The sequence below is a fragment of the Frankia alni ACN14a genome, assembly GCF_000058485.1.
Lineage (GTDB): Bacteria > Actinomycetota > Actinomycetes > Frankiales > Frankiaceae > Frankia > Frankia alni.
In genome coordinates, this window is the sequence record NC_008278.1 from 7083859 (window position 1) to 7102573 (window position 18715).

Genomic DNA, 18715 nt, shown 5'->3' on the forward strand with positions numbered 1-18715 from the left:
CGACCGCCGACCACGCGACGACAACCCACTACGCGCGACGAAGCGCACTACGACAACGCACTGCGCCAGGGCACTACGCCAGGGCACTACGCCAGGGCACGCCGAATGCCGTCCGCGGCGGCCGCGTACCCGGCCCGGAACGCCTCCCGCTCGCCCGCGGTCATCCAGCGTGCCTCCAGCAGTCCCGCCGGCTCGGCGCCGAGCGCGGTCTCGACGACCGTCGGCGGCCGGGCCGGCGACGCCTCGCCGCCGGGCGCCCGGCCGTACACGAGCACCACGTCGACGTCGCCGTAGGCAGCGGTGAAGACCAGGCCGGCCGGCAGCCGGCCGACGGCACGGAACGCCTCCGCCGAATCGGACCCCGCGCCCAGCGCGACCGCCCAGCGGTCCGATCCCCAGGGGGTGACGGAGACTCGCCGGGCCTCCGCCCGGTTCACCACCGGCCGAGCGGCGGTCGCGTTCTGCGCTCCGGCCGGCCCCGTCCCCGCCTGGCCGGCGGGGGGTTGGGGTGGCGCCGCCGATCCGGGGGGTCCGGCCGGATCGGCGGCGGATTGGTGACCCTGCATGGGCAGGGCAGGGTCACCTGTCCACGGCCGCCGGTCGGCGGGGCCGGCCGGCTCGCTCGGGCCGGCACCGGTCGGCGGCTGCCTGGGAGGAACGGGGGGCGACGGCGTCGACGAGGGTGCTGGCCTGGCCGGGGAGGGAGCGGGCCGGGTCGGAGGTGGCACCGCGACGACGGCGGACTGCCGTTCGTGGACGAAAAAGCGCACCGGCGCCACCTCGTACTCCGGCCAGCCCTGCTCCGCCGCGAAGTCGTCCGCCGCCGACGGGGACACGAAGGTGATCACCACATCGGCGACCTGCCGGTCACCGCCGGGCGCGAACCGGACGACGCCGTAGACGATCGCAGTTCGATCATGATCTCTCCTCGGCTCCGTCACGATTGGCACCGCCCTTCCGGACCCACACCTCCTGCGCCACATTCCCTGTGCCGCCGCCGTCGCGGCCCGGCCGACCGGGCCGGTGGCCGCCACCGACGCTGGTGGCGGCCACCAGGGTCGGTGGCCGTCGGTCCGCCCCTCCCCTCCGGGCCGGCGATGACCCACCGGCCGCCGGATGCGCCGGCCCCGCCCGGCGGAGGTCGCGGCTCGACGCGGGGCGGGGCCGGCCTGCATCCAGGGTGGCCCGAGCGGGCGTGGCCGGGAAACGTCAGTCAGGCATGCTCTTCTCGTATGGGCTCGACGAGCCCCGGCCGACCCAGCCCGGGCCGGACCGGGCCGGGCTGGACCACGGCCGCATCCGCACCGCTGCGTGCCCCCGCACCAGCGGCGCATGGACAACCGCGCAGCCTCCCCCAGCCGGGGCAGGAGCGCATGACCCGGTCGGATGAGACCGAGGCAGTCAGCTGGTCGCCTACCAGATCCGTCGCGGCGCCGCCCGCTCATCCGGGCCGGCCGGATGTCGGATCCACGACAACCTCGCGATCACCGCAAGCGCCGGCAACCTATGCCGGTTTGGCATAGCGTCGTCATCCTGACGTCTCAGCCGCAGCCCGGCGCATCGGACTTTCCGCCGTCCCGGCCGGGCGATCGACGCAGGTCGAAGCCCGACGGAAGGCCGGTCGATGTCCTACGAAGCCGGTCCCTACCGGGTCTCCCGCACCCTGCTCGCCCGATCCGACTTCCGGACCGCATGCGAGACCCGGGACTTCCGGACGGCCTTCCGGCTGATGAAGAAGTACGACGGTGCGAGCCAGAACCGCATCGCGTCCCCGGTCGAGGGTCTCAGCCAGAGCCGCGTCAGCCGGATCATGCAGGGCGAGGACCACATCGCCCGCCTCTCCCTGATCGAGCGCATCGCCGATGCGCTGCGAATACCGGGTGCCTATTTCCAGCTCGCCGCGCGCCCGTGGGAGGCGGCGGACGAGGCGGGTGACGTCGACTCCCGTCCGCCGGCAGCCCGGCCGGCGGAGCCCGGTGGCCGGGTGTCCCCCCCGCCACCGGGCTCGTCGGCGGCGATCACGGCGGCCGAGCCGGTCGGGGCCTCCCGAGGTACCCGGGCCGGCCCGGACCCGGGTGGGCTCGTCGTCGAGGAGGATCGCGCCGAGCTGCGGTACGAGGACGGCATGTACGTCGCCCATCAGCGCCGGCTCGTGCTCAACACCGGCGTCGAACCGGTGACCCGCTACCTGATGCGCATCTCCGTCGACCGCTTTCCCGGAGATCAGGAACGCGCCGCCCGGCTCTACCGCAGCAATCCGCTGCGCTGGGAGGAACTGCAGCTCAGCGCGCACTGCGGCGACGAGCGCATGTCCTGGCAGGTCAAGACCGACTGGGATGCGCTGAAGGAGGTCTGGCTGCTGTTCGAGAACAATCGTGGCCGATTCCCCCTCTACCCGGGCGAATCAGCCTGGATCGAGTACAGCTACCGGGTCGGCGAGGAGAAGTGGGGCCCGTGGTTCCAGCGGGCCGTCCGGGTACCGACCAGCTTCCTGTCGGTCGTGCTGGACTTCCCCGCCGAGGTCGATCCCGTGGTCTGGGGCATGGAGACGTCGATGACCGCGGACGCCTTCCCGTTCCGCACGGCGATCGCCCGCACGGATGATGCCAAGAGGCGCGTTTTCACCTGGTCCACGAACAATCCTCCGCTGCACGCCAGATATCGCCTGGAATGGAACTTCCGGGCGGTCGCGTCGAGCCGGGATCCCGCCGACCGAACCGTGGCCCGGCCCAGCGGGCAGATGGCCGCGGCGGGCATCGTCCAGGTCGGCGATCCCTCCCTGCACCAGCCGGCTCGGTCGTTCGAGCTGCCCGTCGAGGCCGAGGACGCCCGCCGCGTCGTCGCCGAGCTCTCCTCGGCCATGGAGCGGGTGTCCGCTCTGCACACGTTCGGGAAGGGGATGGGCATCGCCGCGCCCCAGATCGGGATCAACCGAGCGGCGGCCATCGTGCGGTCCGCGGACGGCGACATCCTCACCCTGCTCAACCCGCGCGTCATCGAGTCCGTCCCCGAGAGCGACGAGCAGTACGAGGGGTGCCTGAGCTTCTTCGACGTCCGCGGCATCGTCCCGCGGTCCCTGGAGCTGCACGTGGAGCACACCGACACCTCGGGCCGCCGCCACATCACGGTGTACCGGCAGGGCCTCGCCCGCCTGGTCGCCCACGAGATCGATCACCTGCACGGGCGCCTCTACACCGACCGGATGCGCCCCGGGGTCGTCCCCATCCCGGTCGAGCAGTACCGCGGCACCGGCTCGTCCTGGACCTACAACCCCTGAGCTCCGCCACCACCCGACCGGTCGGTCTCGCCCCGTCCGACCGCGCCGCCCGACCGCGCCGTCCGGCCGAGCCCCGGTCACCGACATCACCGGGCCGCCCGACCGACACATCCCCTTTCGACAGGACTACTCGCGGCGTGCCGTATAGTTCGGAAAAGCGCGGAAGAGCCGCTCCGCGCGAGGGCGGCGGTGGAATTTTTCTCGACTCCGTTAACGGCTGCGCCGACGCGGGTAGAGAACGCCCCCGGCCACGCCCGGGAGAGAACCGGCCACGGACCGCGAAGGGTTTGTGGTCAGCGTGGCCGACCAACCGCAATCCAGGCATTCCGCGGGGCCACGAAGGCCGTTAGAATCGGGCGCGCACGCGGGCGCGAAACCGCAGAACCGAGATCATTCAAAGACGATAGAACGCACTGTGGCTATCGTCACGTACCCTTGATTTCCCGGGGTCACGCTCAGCTATGTTCGTCGCCATGCCGTCAACTGATGGCAGACGTCGGGTGGCACGCCGAACCCTGCCCCCACCCGATGAGAATCAAACCTGCGGCAGGGACGGGGGAACCAATTCCGGGCGCCGAAGTCGGGCGTCCTAGGGGTGAAGCCGAGAACCGCGGCCGGGCATTCCCAGCCCGAACCCGACAGCTCACCTCGCAGGCGTGGGGAAGGGCAACTCAATGTCCAACGCTCGTTCGCTCGGTCGGGGCCTCAACCGGATCAAGCTCGGCACCCGGGCCGCAGTCATCGCCACCACTCTCGCCGCCTCCGTCGGCGGCGGCCTCGCGCTGTCCCAGCCGGCCAGCGCGGGGACCAACGCCGACCACTTCCTGCGCGCCGTGATCCCCTGCGAATCCGGCGGTAACCCGCACGCGGTCAACTCCATCGGAGCTGGCGGCCTGTTCCAGTTCCTGCCCAGCACCTGGCACGGTCTGGGCGGCCGTGGTCTGCCCCAGAACGCCAGCGTCGGGGAGCAGTGGCAGCGCGCGCGGCAGCTCTACGCGCAGGCCGGCACCAGCCCCTGGTACGCGTCGAAGCCCTGCTGGGGTCACCGGATCTGAGGCCCCGACACACCGCGCCGACATCCGCACTCGGCCGACTCTGATCCGCACATGATCGATCGGATCGTGCTCGACAGATCGTGAGCCGTGGCCGGCGCGAGGCGACGCGACCCAGCACGGGTCAGGAGCCCCGTCCCCCGAGCGGGGGCGGGGCTCCGTCACCACCCGAACCAGGCACCAGCCACCAGCTACCGGCCACCAGCTATGGCCGCCGCCCGAGCGGCACCTTCGCGGGCGGCCAGCGCAGCTCCATGCAGAGCTGCCCGTCGTCGACGTCGACGATCATGTCGATGGCCCGACCCGACGGCGCCGGCGGCAACTGGCCCGCCGGCCAGGAACACGACAGAAACAGGCTGGCCGTACGTGCCTGCGCAGTGACGGTGAGCAGGACCCGGCGGCTCGGCATCACCCGCAGCGCATGGTGCACCTGCTCGACGAACTCGCCGCGCACCGAGGCGGGAAGCTGGTCGAGACCACCGGAGATCTGGCTGGACACGACCGTGCCGTGCCGTTCGGCGGCATCGATGGCCTCCCCGAGCGCGCTGTGCACGGCGTCGTCGTCGAACAGCAGCCGCCGCACGGCGACCGCCCGCCGGGCACATTCCGAGCGCACGGCGTCGGCCTGCGGATCGAGCCGGCCCGCCGCGACGCCGGCCAGCAACGGCGCCACGTCCCGTTCGACGGCCCGCAGCAGCACGCTGCGACGCTCGCGCACCCGGTCCCGGTTCTCGGCGCGTCGGACCAGTTCTCGCTCGCAGTGACTGGCCCAGGCGCGGACATCGGCCGTGCTCCACAGCAACGGACCGACCATGACCAGGCAGATCTGCATGATCCACAGGTAGTAGAGCTGCATGAGCAGGTGGGACAGCGCGAACGGGTCCCGTGGGTTGGTCAGCAGGCTCACCGCGATCATGGCGGCGCCCACGGTGACCGAAGCGAGCACCCAGCGCCACACCGGGCGGGACACCGTCACCAGCATCACCAACGGCGGCAGGCTGACGAGCGGCCAGGCCATCATCCGCACCTCGCCGGCCTCGCCGGCGTTCCACCCGCCCCCCACCGCGATCCCCAGGCAGAGCAGCACCACGGCGGCCGCCTGGGCCGGCGTCAGCGGCCCGGACCGGAAGCGCCGCCGGGCCACAGCGACCGCCGCGAGCGGCGCGAGCAGCAACGCGAGCGCCAGCGGGATCGAACGGACATGGGGCAGGGCACGGCCGGCGGGCAGAACCAGCAGGATCAGCCAGAGTGCGGCGAACCGGCCGGTCACGTGGCGTAGCTGCGCGGTGTAGAGGGCGCGCAGCAAGCCGGCCGCGGGCGCCACCCTGGCCCAGGGGTCCGCACGCCCGGCTCCGCGGTGTGCCTCGCCCGCCGACTCGGATCCGACCGGCACATCGCCGACCGGCACGTCGCCGGCCAGCAGGTCGCCGGCCAGCCCGGACTCGATCAGCACGTCGCCGGCCGGCCCGCAGTCGATGGGCAGGCAGCCGGCCGCGCCCTCGTCGGACGTCGGTCCGCGTGCCGCCGCGAGGATTCCACCGGCCGCCGGCAGGCATCCCGGCGCGGCCCGGGACGGTAGCTCGCGCTCATCGACCAACTCGTCGAGGGCCGTCGCACCGTCGGCGCAGCGGCGGCGAGTGAGATACCCGTCGGCGCCGCCGCCCCAGGCTATGCCGGTGAGGGTGTTGAGCACCGCGTTGTGGATCGTCAGCTCATGCTCCCGCCGCTCGCGCAGCAGGGTGAGCACATCCTGCTCGCCGGCGCGCCGCTCGGCCACCTCGGCCAGCCGAGACTGCGCTCCACCCGCGAGCGCGCACACCTGCGGCCGGGCGTACCGGACGAGCAGGGCCGTGCAGACAATCGCAGCCAGCGGCATCGGAGATGGCGGCCCGGTGCCGGCCGCCCCGGCCACGAAGGCGCCGGCCGTCAGCACCGTCACGGCCAGGGACGGACCGGCGGGGAAGGTCCAGGCGGCCACCGCCGTCGCGTGCGTCGCCGCGAGCAGCACGAACGAGGCCGAGTCACCGACCGATTCCGGCGGCAGCCACAGGCGCGCCCCCGCGGCCAGGACGAGCGCGGCGACCACGTTGCCGGCCGCCAGCACCCACCCGATGCCGCGACGCAGCGCGACCAGGGCGAACGTCAGCGACCAGCCGGCGGCCAGCGCCGCGACCAGCAGGCCGAGCGGATGGCCCGCGTACCAGTGGTGCCAGAGCAGCACGAACCCGAGGCCGAAGAGCGCCCCGTACAGCCGCACCGCCGCGAAGACCGCCGCCAGCACGAGCCGAAGCGCGACGGTGGGCAGCAGGGTCAGCCGCGGTTGCGGTTCGGGCAGGAGCAAACGCGGCAGCGCGAACAGCCGCGCCGACGGTCTCCGCCTGCCCCGCACCGTCGTCCGTTCCCCCGAGATGGCCCGACGCCCAAGTAGGGCATGAGGCTACAAGGGCGCCGAGACGGGCTCAGCGTTCCGCCGCGCAAGACTCGGCTGAGTCACCTTATTCGCCGCCGGCCGCCAGGAAGGCCGCCGCCACCCGGCGGCCCCCATGGCCGGGCGGCCGCCGCCCGGGCCTGCCGGAGTGGTCAGGTGCGGCGGCGGCGGGCGATCTCGGCCAGCGCGATGCCGGCGGCGACCCCGGCGTTGAGAGACTCGACCGCGCCGGCCATCGGGATGCGGACCGTCACGTCGCAGCGTTGCTCGACGAGCCGGGACAGCCCACGGCCCTCGGACCCGATCACCAGGACGACTGGATCGGTGGCCATCTCGAGCTCGTCGATCGTCGTGTCGGCGTCCGCGGCCAGCCCGACGACGAACAGGCCGGCCTCGGCGTAGGACACGAGGGTCCTGGCGAGGTTGGTGGCCCGGGCGACCGGCAGCCGGGCGGCGGCACCCGCCGACGTCTTCCAGGCGGCGGCGGTGATCCCGGCGGCCCGGCGCTCGGGCACCAGGACGCCGTGGGCGCCGAAGGCCGCCGCAGAGCGGACCACGGCACCGAGATTGCGGGGATCGGTGACGCCGTCGAGCGCGACCACCAGACCGGGAGCCGCGGCGCGCGCCCGGGCGAGCAGGTCGTCGGGATGGGTGTAGCGGAACGGCGGGACCGCCAGGGCGAGTCCCTGATGCGGCGCCGTGCCGCACATGCGGTCGAGGTCCGGGCGAGCGACGTCGACCACCGCGATCCCCGCCCGGGCGGCGAGGCGGCGGGCATCGGCGAGCCGCTCGTCGAAGTCCAGCCCACCGGCGACGTAGAGGTTCGACGCCGGCACGCCGGCCCGCAGCGCCTCGACCACCGCGTTGCGGCCCACGACCAGCTCGTCGGCCTCGGAGCGGCGCGTGCGCGGCCCCCCCTGCCCGGACTGGGTGGCGTCGTCGGCACCGGAGCGGCCGGCGGTGGCCCGCCCCCGCTCCCCGCCCTGCGCGGTCCTGGCCGCGGCGGCCGCCCGGCGCTGCGCGGGATGGCCGGGACGCAGGTGGGCGGGCGGCGTCGCGCCCCGGCCCTCCAGAGCCTTGCGGCCCTGGCCACCGCTGCCGGCACCGGCTCCCTTGCGATGCGAACCCGCCTTGCCGGCCCGGCCGCCCTGCCCGCCCCGGGCGATCCCGCCGCCACCCCGGCGCGCGGCGCCGGCCATCAGTGCCACCGACCGGCGTGCGCCGTGGAAATGACCATGTGACCACGGTATACGGCCGGCGTCGGGGACGCGGCCGGCGCCGGACGCGGTCGGGGCGGGCCGCGACCGGCCGGTTGCGGCCCGCCCCGCCGACCGGCCAGGGGTCCCCGGTCGGGGGTCTGGCGGGCCCGAACCCGGCCGCCTGCCGCGACATGGTCGTTCGGGCCTGCCCGGCGCCCTATCCTGAGGCGGCAGTCCCACGCCGGTGACCTGGGTGGTCCCGGCCGCCCTCGGCCAGGTCAGGAGGGTCCGGTGCGCGTTGTTCGCCGCGCGTCATCACGCAGTCGCGGACCGCGGCTGGGGCGCGTGCCGTGCTGAGCTCTGGCGGGGTGCGGGCCGAGGACGGGCCGGGACCGGCCGGCATGGCCGACGCTCCGGCACCGGCATGGCCGCCGTCGCCGACCCTCGCCCCTTACGCTCTCCTGAGGTTGCGCGCCGACGGAGGGGGACGCACCGGGACCTGGCCCGCCCCTGGCGATCTGCGTCATCGACGGGCCCCGGGGGAACCTGGGAGAATACGTCCCCATGAATCCACGATGACCAGCTCGACGCGTGTGACCAGTTCGTCCGGTCGCCGGCCGTGCGCCTCCGGCGTCGCGGAGCGACGGCGGCGAGCTCCGATGACCGGACCAGCAGGGGCAGGAGGCACCCAGCACATGGCTCTGCGCACACCGCCCGCACGCGAACGTTCCTTCCCGGCGGAATGACGGTGGACCTCAACCCGCACGACGACGCCCCCACGGTGGCCTACCAGCTCACCGGCAGCGGGGCCTTCGACCCCGACGACGACCTGGGCCGTTGCCCGGTGTGCGCGGCGCCGGTGTATTCGGACGACCACTACTGCGAGGTCTGCGGGCATCCGCTGGAGGGCCCGGATCCGGCGCACGGGGACGCCGACCACAGCGAGGTCGACCTCGGCGAGCTGGCCGGGGTGTGCGACCGGGGCGTGCGCCACACGACCAACGAGGACGCGATGGGGCTCGCCGTCGTCTACGGCACGCTCATCGCGGTGGTGTGCGACGGGGTCTCGACCACGCCCGGCTCCGGCCAGGCCTCCGCCGCCGCGGCGGCCACCGCGATGGCGGTGCTCGCTGACGCGGTGCGGGCCCACGGGCCCGGTCACCCCGTCCACCACGACACCCGCCCGCCCCGCGGCGGCAGCGCGGCCGACGACATGCTGGACATCCTGGAGCCGGCGTACCCGGAGTACGACGAGCCGCGCACGGCGCCGCGGGCGATCGTCGGGGGCTTCTCCCCGGAGGACGCCGAGGCCGCGCTGCACGCGGCCGTCGATGCGGCGCAGGCCACGATCGCCCAGCTCAGCGCCGCCGAGGGGCGGATGGCCCCGTCGTGCACCTTCGCCGCCGCCATCGTCACCCCGCCGACGCCCGACGGCCCCGGCATGGTCACCGTCGGCTGGGTCGGCGACAGCCGCGTCTACCTGCTCGGACCGCGCTGGTGCGAGCGGCTGACCTCGGACGACACCTGGGCCGCCGAGGCCGCCAGGGCGGGTCTCATCCCCGCCAACGAGGCCGAGACCCATCGGCGCGCGCACACGTTGACCCGCTGGCTCGGCGGCGACGTCGAGGACGTGGCCCCGCACACGGAGATCTTCCCGATCGAGGCGCCGGCCACGGTGCTGGTGTGCTCCGACGGGCTGTGGAACTACGCCTCCCGCCCGGACGTCATGGCCTCGCTGGTCAACCAGCTCCCGCCGCGCTGCACGGCGATCGACGTCGCCCGCCACCTCGTCGACTTCGCCATCGACGCCGGCGGCCACGACAACATCACCGTGGTCGCCGCCAGGGTGGATCACTGATGGGCGTCTTCTCCGCGGAGGTCTACCAGAACGAGTACCTTCCGCCCGGTGGGACGGACGTGCACGCCGTCGTCACCGTGACGTCGACCGGCCGGCCCGACGGCCCGGGCGGCCTCGCCGGCGAGGCCGCCCCGCCCGGCCTCCCACCGCACGGCTCCGTGTCGGCCCACGGCTGCCCGCCGCCGGCCGGATCGCGGCGCCCGGAACTCGCCGAGGTCCTCCTGCTCGACTGTTCGGGCTCGATGGCGAACCCGCCGGCGAAGATCGCCCAGGCGCGCCACGCGGCGAGTGCGGCCATCGACTGCCTGCCCGACGGCGTGTGGTTCGCGATCGTGCGCGGCACCGGCGCCGCCAGCATGATCTACCCGGACGCCCCGTACCTGGTGGCCGCCTCGACCGTCACCCGGGAGCGGGCCCGCCTCGCGGTGAGCCAGATGGAGCCGCACGGCGGTACCGCCATCGGCCGATGGCTGGACCTGGCGCGGGCGCTGACGGCAACCCGGCCGCGGGCCATCGCGCACGCGCTGCTGCTCACCGACGGCCAGAACGGTGAGCTGGCGACGGACCTGGCAGCGGCCGTCGCCGCGGCCCGCGGCCGGTTCCAGTGCGACTGCCGGGGCATCGGCACCGACTGGCGCGTCGCCGAGCTGCGGCTGATCGCGGCGAACCTGCTGGGCACCGTCGACGCGATCGCCGGCCCGGACGAGCTCGTCGCGGACTTCACCAGCGTGATCGCGACCGCCACCAGCCGCGCGACCGACCGAGTGGCGCTGCGGGTGTGGACCCCGCGGGGCGCCGAGGTGGGGTTTCTGCGCGAGGTCTCCCCGATGTTGCGCGACCTACAGGCCGAGAGGACCACATCCGACGATCACAGCGTCGACTACGCTACCGGCGCGTGGGGAACGGAGTCGCGCGATTACCACCTGAACATCCGGGTGCCCGCCCGGCCGGTCGGGACCGAGGCGCTGGCCGCGCGGGTCAGCCTCGTCGTCGACGGCCGGGAAACGGCGCAGGCGCTGGTGAGAGCGTTGTGGACGGACGACGAGACCCGTTCCACCCGGGTCAGCGCGGTCGTCGCTCACTACACCGGACAGACCGAGCTGGCGGCCTCGGTGCTGCGTGGGCTGGAGGCGCGTCAGTCCGGCGACGAGGCCACTGCAACACTGTTGCTCGGACGCGGGGCCCAGCTGGCGCTCGCCTCCGGCAACGAAGACACCTACCGCCTCCTACAGAAGGTGGTTCACATCGACAATGCCACAACAGGTACGGTTCGGTTGAAGAAGAACGTCGAGAAGATCGATGAGATGGTCCTTGACACACGGTCGACGAGGACCCTCCGGGTGAACCGGTGATCAGGTGAGGGCACGTTGCCCTGCGGGGCACCTGTCTCACGACCCGACTACTGCGATCGGTGCGGAATTGGGATCATGAGTGGTCAGGAGAGGTACGAATACCGTCCGGACGACGGCGGTCGGTCTCCCTACGGGACGGACGAGCCCGGCGGCCAGCGTCGGCGTGGCCCGTCGCAGGCGGACGGCCCGGACGCGGCGGGGGGGTACGACCCGCTGGGCATCCGGCGCTCGCCGGCGGACCAGTCCAACGTGGCGGATCCGCCGCGCGGCGGCGACCCGTACGGCGGCTACGGCCGCGACGGCTACGCCGACCAGCCACGCGGCGGTCGCGGCTACCAGGCCGACCCGTACGACGAGCCGGGCGGGTACGACCGTGATCCCTACGCCCGACGGCGCGACGAGCGGCCGGGTGCCGACGACCGGGCCGACCGCGGACGCGATCCCTACGGACGCGACGAACGCGCCCCCGCCGGCTACCCCGACGCCGACCGCGACCCCTACGGCCGCGCCCCCGACGACCGGGCCGACCGCGGACGCGACCCCTACGGACGCGACGAACGCGCCCCCGCCGGCTACCCCGACGCCGACCGCGACCCCTACGGCCGCGCCCCCGACGACCGGGCCGACCGCGGACGCGACCCCTACGGACGCGACGAACGCGCCCCCGCCGGCTACCCCGACGCCGACCGCGACCCCTACGGCCGCGCCCCCGACGACCGGGCCGACCGGGGTGGCTACCCCGCCGGACGCGACGACCGCACCCCCGGCGCCTACCCCGACGCCGACCGCGGCGGGTACCCGCCGGCCCGGGAGGGCCGCGGGGCGGGTGGCTACGGCGAGGACCTGGACCGCGAGTCCGACACCCACCGCCGCAGCCGGCGTGACGACGGGTACGGCTACGGCCCAGCGGATCCGCTGGGCCTCGACCCGGGCGCCGCGCCCGCGGGCTCGCCCGAGCGGAGCCTGCCGGGCCGCGGCGGGGATCCGCGGCACACCACCGATCCCCGCTACGCCCGCCCCGGGGCCGATCCGCGGCTCGACGACCCACGGCTGAGCGACCCCGACCTCGACGACCCGCGCCACGACACCGGCCGGGGCGGCCGGCGCGATCCGATCGCCGACGACCCGCGCGGTGCCGGCGGGTGGGACCGCGACCGTCCCCCGTCGGGAGCCACCGTCTGGGAGGCCATCGTCGAGGCGGAGCGCGAGTACTACGACAGCGGCGACGACCACCGGGTGCCGTTCCCGACCTTCTACCCGCGCCGCGTCTTCGCGCTCGCCGGCGCGCAGATGCTCGTCGGTCGGCGCAGCGAGTCGCGCGGCATCCACCCGGACATCGACCTGTCCGGCGCGCCGGAGGACCCGGGCATCTCGCGCAGCCACGCGTTGTTCGAGCAGCTCCCCGACGGCGGCTACGCCGTGCGCGACCCCGGCTCGACCAACGGCACGCGGCTCAACGACGAGCCCGATCCGATCGAACCCGGGCAGCCCGTCCCGCTCCGGGACGGCGACCGCGTCTACCTGGGTGCGTGGACGCGCATCACGTTGCGCGCCCGCTGATCGACCGGCGCCGGCCCGTCACCCGGGCCGGCGCCGCACGTCCCGCAGTTCCTGATCCCGCCGCTCGGGCCGGCGCCGCACCTGCGGCAGTTCCGGGTCCCGCCGGCGGGCCCTGGTCGGCCGGACGGTGGCCCCGCGCCTGCGCAGCCACCACCGGTCGAACTCAGGCCAGGTGCCAGCGCTGCCCCTCGGGGGTGTCCTCGACGATGAGGCCGGCCGCCGCGAGCCGCGAGCGGATCGAGTCGGCCTCCGCGAAGTCCCGCCGCGCCCGCGCCGCCGAGCGCAGATCCAGCGCGATCTGCACGACCCCGTCGAGCGCGGGCCGAAGCTCGGCACCGGCGGAGGGCCACTGCTCGTGCGGGTCGAGCCCGAGGACGCCGAGCATCCGGCGGGTGACGTCGACCCAGCCCGCCAGCTTGCGGCTGTGCGCCTTCGACAGCACCTGATTGCCCTGACCGACCGCGCCGAAGATGGCCGCCAGCGCACGACCGACCGCGAGATCGTCGTCCATGGCCGCCGCGAAGTCCGCCCACGCCCGCTGCGGGGTGAGCCCCGCCTCGGGACCCCCCGCCCCGAAGCCCCCCGCCGCGGCGCCCACGGCGTCGCTGGCGGCCCCGCCACGGGCGGTCCGTCGCCGCCCATCCGACACCGCGGACGGGCCGTCGTCGGCCGCCAGGGCCGCCGCCTCACCCGGGCCGCCGAGGATGTCCAGTGCGTTGCGGACGAACGTCTCCACCCGATCGTGCGCGGCGGCCGACTCGCCCAACGCCTCCGGGGTGTACTCCAGCGTCGAGCGGTAGTGCGCCGAGAGCAGGTGATAGCGCAACACCTGCGGGCGGACGGCCTCGAGGGCGTCCGCGACGAGCACCGAGTTCCCGAGCGACTTCGACATCTTCGTGCCGCCGGTGGTCAGCAGCCCGACATGCATCCAGTACCGGGCCATCTCCTCGGCGCCGGCACCGGCGGCGCCGCCCGCCGCGCAGACCGTCTGCGCCCGCTCGTTCTCGTGGTGCGGGAAGACCAGGTCGAGACCGCCACCGTGGATGTCGAAGACCGGGCCGAGGTACTTGCCGGCCATCGCCGAGCACTCCAGGTGCCAGCCGGGACGACCGTCGCCCCAGGGCGAGGACCAGAACGGCTCGCCGGGCCGGGCGGCCTTCCACAGCGCGAAGTCCCGCGGATCGGCCTTGCCGGGCTCCGACTCCGCCGAGGGCAGCATGGAGTCCGGCCGCTGGTGCGACAGGGCCCCGTACCCGGGGAAGGAACCGACCCGAAACCAGACCGAGCCCGCGCCGGCGTAGGCGTGGCCGCCGGCGATCAGCGCGGAGATCAGCGCGATCATCTCCGGGATGTGGCCCGTCGCGCGCGGCTGGATCGTCGGCGGCAGGATGCCGATCGTGCGGTAGGCGTCGTCGAACGCCCGGGTCTGGCGGGTGGCGAGCTCCCAGACCGAGGTGCCGTCCCGGTCCGCGTTGACGATGATCTTGTCGTCGATGTCGGTCACGTTCTGGACGAGCGTCACCTCGTGCTCGGACTGCACCAGCCACCGGCGCAGGAGGTCGAACGGGAGGGCCGTGCGGAGGTGGCCCACGTGCGGCGGCGACTGCACGGTGGGTCCACACACGTAGACGCCCACGTGACCGGGGCGCAGCGGCTCAAATGGCCGCACGCGCCGCCTGCGCGTGTCGTAGAGGTGGAGACCCATCTGTCAAGGGTACGGCTCCAGCCCCGGCGGCGGGTATGCAGCCCGTGTCAGCCGACCGTCAGCACCCGGTCGGCCACGACTCGGATGACGAGCCGAACCTCGCCCGGATCGTCCCAGCGGTAGATGTCGCCGGTGTACTTCAGCGACAGCCGGTCGATCAGCTCCCGGCCGCCCTGCTCCGTGAGCGTGGCGGTGCCGCGCACCTCGACGTACGAGTAGGGGTCGTCCTGATCGAGGAACATCAGCCCGACCCGCGGATCACGCGCGATGTCCCGTTCCTTCGCGCGTCCGCGCGCCGTGGACAGCAGCAGCTCGTCCTCGTCGCGATCCACCCAGAGCACGGTCATCCGCGGCGAGCCGTCGGCCTGGACGGTGGCCAGGACGACGTAGGTCCGCGCGTCCGCGAGGGCCCGCACCGGCTCGGGAAGGCGACCAGCCATCAGACTCCTCGGGGCTCCTCGGGGAGCGGCCAACGACGGCCCAGCCTTTCACCCACCACCGGAACACTACCGAGCGATGACGGATCGGCATACCCTCCCGGGCCCGGCTGAGCTCAGGCGCGCACGACCAGGGCCGTGGCGATCGCCGCGAGTCCCTCGCCCCGCCCGGTCAGGCCGAGCCCGTCGGTGGTCGTCGCCGACAGGCTCACCGAGGCGCCCAGGGCCGCGGACATCGCCGCCTGGGCCTGCTCGCGGCGCGCAGCCATCCGCGGGCGGTTGCCGATGACCTGCACCGACACGTTCCCGATCACCCAGCCGCCGACGGCGAGCAACCGGGCCGTCTCGGCCAGCAGGACCGCGCCGGACGCCCCCGCGTACTCGGGCCGGTCGGTGCCGAACACCTTGCCCAGATCACCGAGACACGATGCAGTGAGCAATGCGTCACAGGTCGCGTGCGCGGCGACGTCCCCGTCGGAGTGGCCGGCGAGGCCCGTCTCCCCCGGCCACTCCAGGCAGGCGACCCAGCAGGGCCGACCGGCCGCGAACGGGTGCACGTCGACGCCGATGCCCACGCGCGGCAGCACCGCGGTCGTCACCGCGCTAGAGGCCGGCGCCGGGCGATCGGTGGGCGCCACGCCGCCGTCCGCCGGCTGGGGCGTGTCCGGGCTCACCCGAGGCTCCGGGCATCCGAGCCGGCACGCACGTCCGCGCCCCCGCGCGGGTCGGTCCCCGCACGGGGGTCACCGGCCGCGCGGGCGTCGCCCGGGGCGCAGCGGGCCAGCAGCGCCTCGGCGAGTACGAGATCGGGCGGTTGGGTCACCTTGAACGCCTCCTGAGCGCCGGGGATGGTCGTCACCGGCACCCCGAGAGCCTCCACCAGACCGGCGTCGTCCGTCGCCGGAATGTCCTGCAGGGCATACGCGGCGGCGAGCACGTCACGCCGGAATCCCTGCGGGGTCTGCACCGCCCGCAGCCGGTCGCGGGGCGGGGTACGGATCACCCTGCCGTCCGGGCCGACCTCCTTGACGGTGTCCGTCAGGCCGAGCACGGGAATCACCGCCGGATGACCGGCCAGCACCGCCGCGGCGACCGCGTCGACGAGCGAGGGCGGCGTCAGCGGCCTGGCCGCGTCATGGACGAGGACGACGGAGATGTCGTCGTCGATCGCGCGCAGGGCCCGGCGGACCGAGTCCACCCGCTCCGCGCCGCCGGCGATCACGCGCACGTCCCGCCCGAGCAGTTGCGCCACGACCTCGACCAGAGTCGGCGGTGCCGCCACGACGATCTGCGTCACCGACTCGGAACGCCGCAGCGCTTCGATCGAGCGCACCAGCATGGGCTTACCGCCCAGGGCTCGCAGCGCCTTCGGGGTGCCCCCGCCCAGCCGCTCACCGCGGCCGGCAGCCGGCACGATCGCCGCGACCCGCGGGCCGGTCGCCCGCGACTGGAGACCTTCGCCCATCACCAGACCTCCCGTGTGCCATCCACCACGAGAGCATGGCCTATCCGGCCGACCGGACGCGAGCCGGCCGACCGGTACGCCGATCGGGCGTGCGCAGCCGGATGGGTGCGTGCGCCGCCATCGGACCGCGCCGGCCGGCGAACCCGGCCCACCGGACGACAGGGCGTCCGGAGGGGCCGACCTCCCGGCCGGAAATCATATTCCGGTACTTTCACGCCGACCGAAGAAACCGGTCGACACCCGATCTGTCACGACCGGGCCGACAAGGCCTGGATCAGCCGGCGAGAACTTCGTCGAGCATCGCCTCGGCCTTGTCCTCGTTGGTGCCCTCCGCGAGCGCGAGCTCGCTGACGAGGATTTGACGCGCCTTGCTCAACATCCGCTTCTCACCCGCGGAAAGACCGCGCTCGCGATCACGGCGCCACAGATCGCGGACGACCTCGGCAACCTTGTTCACGTCACCGGAAGCGAGCTTTTCGAGATTCGCCTTGTAACGCCGGGACCAGTTCGTGGGCTCCTCGGTGTGGGGTGCCCGGAGCACCTCGAACACCCGTTCCAGCCCATCCTGCCCGACGACGTCGCGCACCCCGACCATGCCGACGTTGTCGGCCGGCACCCGGACAGTCAGGTCGCCCTGAGCGACCTTCAGCACGAGATAGAGTCTTTCCTCGCCCTTGATGACGCGGGTTTCTATCGCGTCAATCAGAGCAGCACCATGATGCGGGTAAACAACGGTCTCGCCGACTTGGAACGCCATGTGTCACGTGCCCCTTCCGCCTCTACCAGCGTAACACGCACGCATCGCCGCAGGTCAGACGCGCGCTGCAAGCGCAAGGGCCGCAACGCCAAGCCGAGGGGCCCGGCGGAGCCTTCCGGCCACCGTTCGCGACGGCGACACCGCCCGACCCGGATCCACGCACCCGTCCCACCTCGCCGCACACCGACACCGAACAGCCCTACCAGGTAAAACAGGCGACAGGTCGAGGGGTGTCGGCTGCGCGCCCAAGCGTCAACCGCGAGGCGAACGTAGCGCGGACGGACCTCTCCCGCGCGCCGACACGGCGGCGCCCTGCGGGGTGGCGGCGCGACCCGCCGGCCCGGCCCCGGCACGCGCCGCGGCGTGGTTCACCCGCGGATCGGCCGGGTGCGGGGCGTGACACTGCCCACGTCTCCGACCGGCCCTTCGTGGCCTGTCGGGCCGGTCAGCCCGGCTGCCGGCGCCCGGGCACCGGCCCGGCACGCGCCGCCCACCGGCCCACGCGGGCTGGCCGGGCCCGGCGGCCTGGGCACGTGGCGCCGCCGGGTGGCTAGTGTTAGCCCCGCACGGAGACCTCCGCGGACGGCCCTCGACACCGGGCCGGCGGCGGCGGGTCCTCCGGGCACCGGGGGTGACCCCTGCACGCCGGGTCCGACTACCGGCGCCGGGGCGCGCCGCCGGGTGGCCGTCCAGGCGACGGCCGTCGACCAGCACCGGCGCCGCCCAACGCGCCGGTCTTGTGCAGGAGGAGCCACCGAGCTGTGAGCCGCCGTCCGGGTGCCCGTTTCCCGTCAGTCACCGCCGTCGCCGAGGCGACGCCCGCCGCCGCGGCCCGCGACGACGCCTCTGCGCGCTCCGCGTTCCGGCGGCGGATGACCTCCCGCCGGGTGGGCGTCGCCCTGCTGGCCTCGGTGATCGGTTCGGCCGGCCTGGCGAGCTGCGCCTCCGGCAACGACGCGCTGACGAACCTCGCGCGGACCACGACCAACAGTGTCGCGGGGTCCGTCGGTTCCATCACCCTGCGCAACGTCTACGTCGCCGGGCCCGTGTCCCAGGGCGGTTCCGCGCCGATCGTGTCGGCGTTCTTCAACGGCGGCAGCGAACCGGACACCCTCGTCTCGGTGTCCTCGCCGGAGGCCGGCGGCGGCCAGCCGCCGAAGTCGGCGCAGCTCCCCCCCGGCGGCGGCCAGATCTTCATCGCTGACGCCGACGCGCCCACCCTGCGGGGCGTGCAGCACAACCTGCTGATCGGCTCCCAGCTCCCGATCACCTTCACCTTCGCGAAGGCCGGCAGCGTGACCCTGGACGTGCCGGTGGAGCCGGCCGCTCCCGGCGCCTCCGGCGCCCCGGCGGAGGCCACCACGAGCACGCAGACGCCCGCCGCCGGCTCGGCCTCGCCGAGCGCCGGCGCCTCTCCCTCCACCGGCGCCTCTCCCTCCACCGGCGCCTCTCCCTCCGCCGCCGCCACTCCGGCCGCCCGCAGCGCCACCCCCTCCGCCGGCACAGCCACCCCGACGGCCACCGCGACCGCGGGCTGAGGCCGCCGAGGCCCGGCCCGGCCCGGCCGCGGCGCCGCGAGGAGCGACTCGTGGCAGCCGGCGGTCGGGCAACAGCGCGGCGAGCGC

Annotated in this window: 14 protein-coding genes and 1 riboswitch; of the genes, 6 read left to right on the plus strand and 8 right to left on the minus strand. The window is 74.4% G+C overall.

Features of this window, described 5'->3' with window-relative positions; translation table 11 throughout:
* Positions 1–86 precede the first annotated feature (86 nt).
* Positions 87–941 carry a hypothetical protein gene (locus FRAAL_RS28395; RefSeq protein WP_011607552.1) on the minus strand — a complete coding sequence of 285 codons (855 nt, stop codon included), beginning with the start codon at positions 939–941 and terminating at the stop codon, positions 87–89.
* A 683-nt stretch (positions 942–1624) separates the two neighbouring features.
* On the opposite strand from FRAAL_RS28395, the gene FRAAL_RS28400 reads away from it, so the two are divergent.
* A complete protein-coding gene (locus tag FRAAL_RS28400) occupies positions 1625–3277 on the plus strand; it encodes a peptide deformylase (RefSeq protein WP_011607554.1) in 1653 nt (550 codons plus the stop codon).
* 496 nt (positions 3278–3773) lie between these two features.
* A riboswitch (cyclic di-AMP (ydaO/yuaA leader) is annotated at positions 3774–3949 on the plus strand.
* Positions 3950–3951: 2 nt separating this feature from the next.
* Entirely contained in the window at positions 3952–4332 is a 381-nt protein-coding gene (locus tag FRAAL_RS28405; RefSeq protein ID WP_041939909.1) for a transglycosylase family protein, read from the plus strand.
* A 202-nt stretch (positions 4333–4534) separates the two neighbouring features.
* Here FRAAL_RS28405 and FRAAL_RS28410 read toward each other — a convergent pair whose 3' ends face one another.
* Together FRAAL_RS28410 and rlmB are read right to left on the minus strand one after the other, a co-directional pair.
* Positions 4535–6718: a hypothetical protein gene (locus FRAAL_RS28410; protein ID WP_011607557.1), complete on the minus strand. Its 2184-nt coding sequence runs from the start codon at positions 6716–6718 to the stop codon at positions 4535–4537.
* 191 nt (positions 6719–6909) lie between these two features.
* On the minus strand, positions 6910–7956 hold the full coding sequence (gene rlmB, locus FRAAL_RS28415) for a 23S rRNA (guanosine(2251)-2'-O)-methyltransferase RlmB (RefSeq protein ID WP_011607558.1): 1047 nt from the start codon (positions 7954–7956) through the stop codon (positions 6910–6912).
* 742 nt (positions 7957–8698) lie between these two features.
* On the opposite strand from rlmB, the gene FRAAL_RS28420 reads away from it, so the two are divergent.
* The 3 genes from FRAAL_RS28420 to FRAAL_RS28430 all read left to right on the plus strand — a co-directional run bounded on the left by FRAAL_RS28420 (position 8699) and on the right by FRAAL_RS28430 (position 12726).
* Positions 8699–9814 carry a PP2C family protein-serine/threonine phosphatase gene (locus FRAAL_RS28420; RefSeq protein ID WP_041939910.1) on the plus strand — a complete coding sequence of 372 codons (1116 nt, stop codon included), beginning with the start codon at positions 8699–8701 and terminating at the stop codon, positions 9812–9814.
* Complete coding sequence (locus FRAAL_RS28425) at positions 9814–11166, plus strand: VWA domain-containing protein (RefSeq protein ID WP_011607560.1); 1353 nt, start codon at positions 9814–9816, stop codon at positions 11164–11166. The genes FRAAL_RS28420 and FRAAL_RS28425 overlap by 1 nt, the downstream gene beginning before the upstream one ends.
* Before the next feature lie 75 nt (positions 11167–11241).
* A complete protein-coding gene (locus FRAAL_RS28430) occupies positions 11242–12726 on the plus strand; it encodes an FHA domain-containing protein (RefSeq protein ID WP_231861405.1) in 1485 nt (494 codons plus the stop codon).
* Positions 12727–12889: 163 nt separating this feature from the next.
* Here FRAAL_RS28430 and cysS read toward each other — a convergent pair whose 3' ends face one another.
* From cysS to FRAAL_RS28455, 5 genes are all read right to left on the minus strand, one after another.
* Positions 12890–14431, minus strand: coding sequence for a cysteine--tRNA ligase (gene cysS / locus FRAAL_RS28435; protein ID WP_011607562.1), 1542 nt, complete (start codon positions 14429–14431; stop codon positions 12890–12892).
* 47 nt (positions 14432–14478) lie between these two features.
* Positions 14479–14871, minus strand: a complete 393-nt coding sequence (locus tag FRAAL_RS28440; protein WP_041939911.1) for a PPOX class F420-dependent oxidoreductase — start codon at positions 14869–14871, stop codon at positions 14479–14481.
* Positions 14872–14984: 113 nt separating this feature from the next.
* Positions 14985–15467 carry a 2-C-methyl-D-erythritol 2,4-cyclodiphosphate synthase gene (gene ispF / locus FRAAL_RS28445; RefSeq protein ID WP_011607564.1) on the minus strand — a complete coding sequence of 161 codons (483 nt, stop codon included), beginning with the start codon at positions 15465–15467 and terminating at the stop codon, positions 14985–14987.
* Positions 15468–15538: 71 nt separating this feature from the next.
* Entirely contained in the window at positions 15539–16333 is a 795-nt protein-coding gene (ispD, locus tag FRAAL_RS28450) for a 2-C-methyl-D-erythritol 4-phosphate cytidylyltransferase (RefSeq protein WP_050997289.1), read from the minus strand.
* A gap of 274 nt (positions 16334–16607) precedes the next feature.
* Positions 16608–17090, minus strand: coding sequence for a CarD family transcriptional regulator (locus FRAAL_RS28455; RefSeq protein WP_009741775.1), 483 nt, complete (start codon positions 17088–17090; stop codon positions 16608–16610).
* 761 nt (positions 17091–17851) lie between these two features.
* Between FRAAL_RS28455 and FRAAL_RS28465 the strand changes: the two genes are divergently transcribed.
* A complete protein-coding gene (locus FRAAL_RS28465) occupies positions 17852–18628 on the plus strand; it encodes a copper chaperone PCu(A)C domain-containing protein (protein WP_041939913.1) in 777 nt (258 codons plus the stop codon).
* Positions 18629–18715 lie beyond the last annotated feature (87 nt).

Coding starts and splice junctions, on each gene's coding strand:
- FRAAL_RS28420 (WP_041939910.1), top strand. CDS start 8,699: ATGACGGTGGACCTCAACCCGCACGACGACGCCCCCACGGTGGCCTAC.
- FRAAL_RS28440 (WP_041939911.1), bottom strand. CDS start 14,871: ATGGCTGGTCGCCTTCCCGAGCCGGTGCGGGCCCTCGCGGACGCGCGG.
- cysS (WP_011607562.1), bottom strand. CDS start 14,431: ATGGGTCTCCACCTCTACGACACGCGCAGGCGGCGCGTGCGGCCATTT.
- FRAAL_RS28430 (WP_231861405.1), top strand. CDS start 11,242: ATGAGTGGTCAGGAGAGGTACGAATACCGTCCGGACGACGGCGGTCGG.
- ispD (WP_050997289.1), bottom strand. CDS start 16,333: ATGGGCGAAGGTCTCCAGTCGCGGGCGACCGGCCCGCGGGTCGCGGCG.
- FRAAL_RS28455 (WP_009741775.1), bottom strand. CDS start 17,090: ATGGCGTTCCAAGTCGGCGAGACCGTTGTTTACCCGCATCATGGTGCT.
- FRAAL_RS28425 (WP_011607560.1), top strand. CDS start 9,814: ATGGGCGTCTTCTCCGCGGAGGTCTACCAGAACGAGTACCTTCCGCCC.
- FRAAL_RS28400 (WP_011607554.1), top strand. CDS start 1,625: ATGTCCTACGAAGCCGGTCCCTACCGGGTCTCCCGCACCCTGCTCGCC.
- FRAAL_RS28405 (WP_041939909.1), top strand. CDS start 3,952: ATGTCCAACGCTCGTTCGCTCGGTCGGGGCCTCAACCGGATCAAGCTC.
- rlmB (WP_011607558.1), bottom strand. CDS start 7,956: ATGGCCGGCGCCGCGCGCCGGGGTGGCGGCGGGATCGCCCGGGGCGGG.